Annotated in this window: 6 protein-coding genes and 1 pseudogene; all 7 read left to right on the forward strand. The window is 47.1% G+C overall.

Annotated elements, in window-relative coordinates; translation table 11 throughout:
- Nucleotides 1–265, forward strand: a pseudogene (rplB, locus tag ABV001_RS03850) (50S ribosomal protein L2); the annotation flags it as partial.
- Between the two features lie 24 nt (nucleotides 266–289).
- On the forward strand, nucleotides 290–559 hold the full coding sequence (rpsS, locus tag ABV001_RS03855) for a 30S ribosomal protein S19 (RefSeq protein WP_294083658.1): 270 nt from the start codon (nucleotides 290–292) through the stop codon (nucleotides 557–559).
- Between the two features lie 38 nt (nucleotides 560–597).
- Nucleotides 598–1011, forward strand: a complete 414-nt coding sequence (gene rplV / locus ABV001_RS03860) for a 50S ribosomal protein L22 (RefSeq protein ID WP_076929081.1) — start codon at nucleotides 598–600, stop codon at nucleotides 1009–1011.
- 4 nt (nucleotides 1012–1015) lie between these two features.
- Nucleotides 1016–1780 carry a 30S ribosomal protein S3 gene (rpsC, locus tag ABV001_RS03865; protein WP_294083662.1) on the forward strand — a complete coding sequence of 255 codons (765 nt, stop codon included), beginning with the start codon at nucleotides 1016–1018 and terminating at the stop codon, nucleotides 1778–1780.
- Nucleotides 1781–1791: 11 nt separating this feature from the next.
- Entirely contained in the window at nucleotides 1792–2223 is a 432-nt protein-coding gene (gene rplP / locus ABV001_RS03870; RefSeq protein ID WP_352421610.1) for a 50S ribosomal protein L16, read from the forward strand.
- Nucleotides 2224–2229: 6 nt separating this feature from the next.
- Complete coding sequence (gene rpmC / locus ABV001_RS03875; RefSeq protein WP_352421611.1) at nucleotides 2230–2433, forward strand: 50S ribosomal protein L29; 204 nt, start codon at nucleotides 2230–2232, stop codon at nucleotides 2431–2433.
- A gap of 8 nt (nucleotides 2434–2441) precedes the next feature.
- The coding region (gene rpsQ / locus ABV001_RS03880) for a 30S ribosomal protein S17 (RefSeq protein ID WP_502929837.1) at nucleotides 2442–2577 on the forward strand (136 nt) is incomplete at its 3' end.

Here is a 2577-nt window from a genome sequence, read left to right on the forward strand (position 1 = left end):
TAAAGCTACTATTGGAAGTGTTGGTAATTCGGACCATGCTCTGGAACAATCAGGTAAAGCCGGTCGTTCTCGTTGGCTCGGACGTCGTCCCCGCACCCGTGGTGTGGTGAAAAACCCGGTCGATCACCCGATGGGTGGTGGAGAAGGTCGCGCGTCGGGAGGCCATCCCAGATCGGCCAAAGGCTTATATTCAAAGGGCTTGAAAACAAGAGCGCCTAAAAAACATTCTTCGAAATACATCGTAGAGAGAAGAAAAAAGAAGTAATCTGATTAATATTAATACACAACTATGAGCAGATCATTAAAGAAGGGTCCGTATATCAATCTGAAATTAGAGAAAAAAGTGAACGCCATGAATGAGAGCGGCAAGAAAACCGTGATCAAGACCTGGGCGCGCGCTTCGATGATATCACCTGATTTTGTGGGACACACCATTGCCGTACATAACGGGAACAAATTCATTCCTGTGTATGTGACTGAAAATATGGTGGGACACAAGCTTGGCGAATTTGCCGTAACCCGCACATTCCGCGGTCACGCAGGTAACCGCAAGAAATAAGATCGGGGCGCTTAACGAAATAAAAAACAGAAAAAGAGATGAGTGCTAGAAAAAGAATATCAGCCGAACAAAGAAAACAAGAGCGTAAAGAGGTTTCTTTCGCGGTGTTGAAAAACGTTCCCAGTTCGCCCCGTAAAATGCGTTATGTAGCAGATATGGTGCGCGGCATGGAAGTGTTTAAAGCATTGGGTGTTTTGAAATTCTCCAACAAGGAAGCTTCGGGCAAGGTTGAGAAACTGTTGCTCTCGGCCATCGCTAACTGGGAACAGAAGAACGAACGCAAAGCCGAAACCGGCGAATTGTATATCAAGACCATATCCGTAGATGAAGGCGCCACGCTGAAACGGCTTCGTCCTGCACCGCAGGGACGCGGGTATAGGATCCGTAAACGCTCCAATCACGTGACGATCGTGGTAGATACATTCAAAAAAGAAGAACAAGAACAAAACTAAGAAGATGGGACAAAAAGTAAATCCGATAGCAAATCGTTTAGGGATCATCAAGGGATGGGACTCTAACTGGTACGGCGGAAATAATTATGGCGACATTTTGCTGGAAGACAGCAAGATCCGCAAATATTTGAATGCCCGTCTTGCCAAAGCAAGTGTATCCCGCATCGTGATTGAGAGAACACTGAAACTCGTGACGATCACCATTTGTACGGCCCGCCCCGGTATCATTATCGGTAAGGGAGGCCAGGAGGTCGACAAGTTGAAAGAAGAGTTGATGAAGATCACCGATAAAGATATCCAGATCAATATATTCGAGATCAAGAAGCCGGAACTCGACGCAGTGATCGTTGCCAACAACGTGGCGCGTCAGATCGAAGGCAAGATCGCCTATCGCCGTGCCGTGAAGATGGCCATCGCTTCTACCATGCGGATGGGGGCCGAGGGGATCAAGATCCAGGTGTCAGGCCGTTTGAACGGAGCTGAAATGGCCCGTTCGGAAATGTACAAGGAAGGAAGGACTCCGCTCCACACTTTCCGTGCCGACATTGATTATGCACAGGCAGAAGCCCTCACCAAGGTGGGCCTGATCGGGATTAAAGTATGGATCTGTCGCGGTGAAATATATGGCAAGAAAGACCTTGCTCCTTCATTCGCCACTTCCAAGGAAAACCGCGGTGGTGGTAATAGCGGCGGCGGTAATCGTGGCGGCAACCGCAACGAAGGCGGTGGCAGGGGTGGCAGACGCAGAAGAAATAAAAACAATGCTTAATTGAAGAGAATATGTTACAGCCAAAGAAAACAAAATTTAGAAGGCAGCAGAAAGGCCGTATGAAAGGTGTTGCCGGACGGGGCAACCAGCTGGCGTTTGGCTCTTTCGGCATTAAATCACTGGAATCTAAATGGATTACCGGACGTCAGATCGAAGCTGCGCGTATCGCCGTAACACGCTATATGCAGCGTCAGGGACAGGTTTGGGTACGTATTTTCCCCGATAAGCCTATCACCAAAAAGCCTGCCGAAGTGCGTATGGGTAAGGGTAAAGGTAATCCCGAAGGATTTGTGGCACCCGTTACCCCCGGAAGAATCCTTTTCGAGATTGAAGGAGTACCTTTCGACGTGGCCAAGGAGGCTTTGCGTTTAGCGGCTCAGAAATTGCCGGTTACCACTAAATTCGTGGTGAGAAGAGATTATAATTATGAGCAAAAATCGTAAGGTGAGATGAAGAAACAAGAAGAATTAAGGGAACTATCCGATAAAGACCTGAAGGAAAGGTTGGATGCTGAAGTGCTCGCACTCACGCAGTTGCGTATCAACCACACCATTACTCCTCTCGATAATTCAGGCTTATTAAAGGACAAGCGCAGGAACATTGCCCGTATCCATACGGAACTGCGTGCAAGAGAGTTGAAAAATGATCAATAATTGACAGAATGGAAACGAGAAATTTAAGGAAAGAAAGAATCGGGGTCGTTTTCAGCAATAAGATGGATAAAACCGTCACCGTTGCTGTAAAATGGAAAGAAAAACACCCTATATATGGGAAGTTCGTTAATAAAACGAAGAAAT

This window comes from Proteiniphilum sp., from assembly GCF_040307845.1.
GTDB lineage: Bacteria > Bacteroidota > Bacteroidia > Bacteroidales > Dysgonomonadaceae > Proteiniphilum.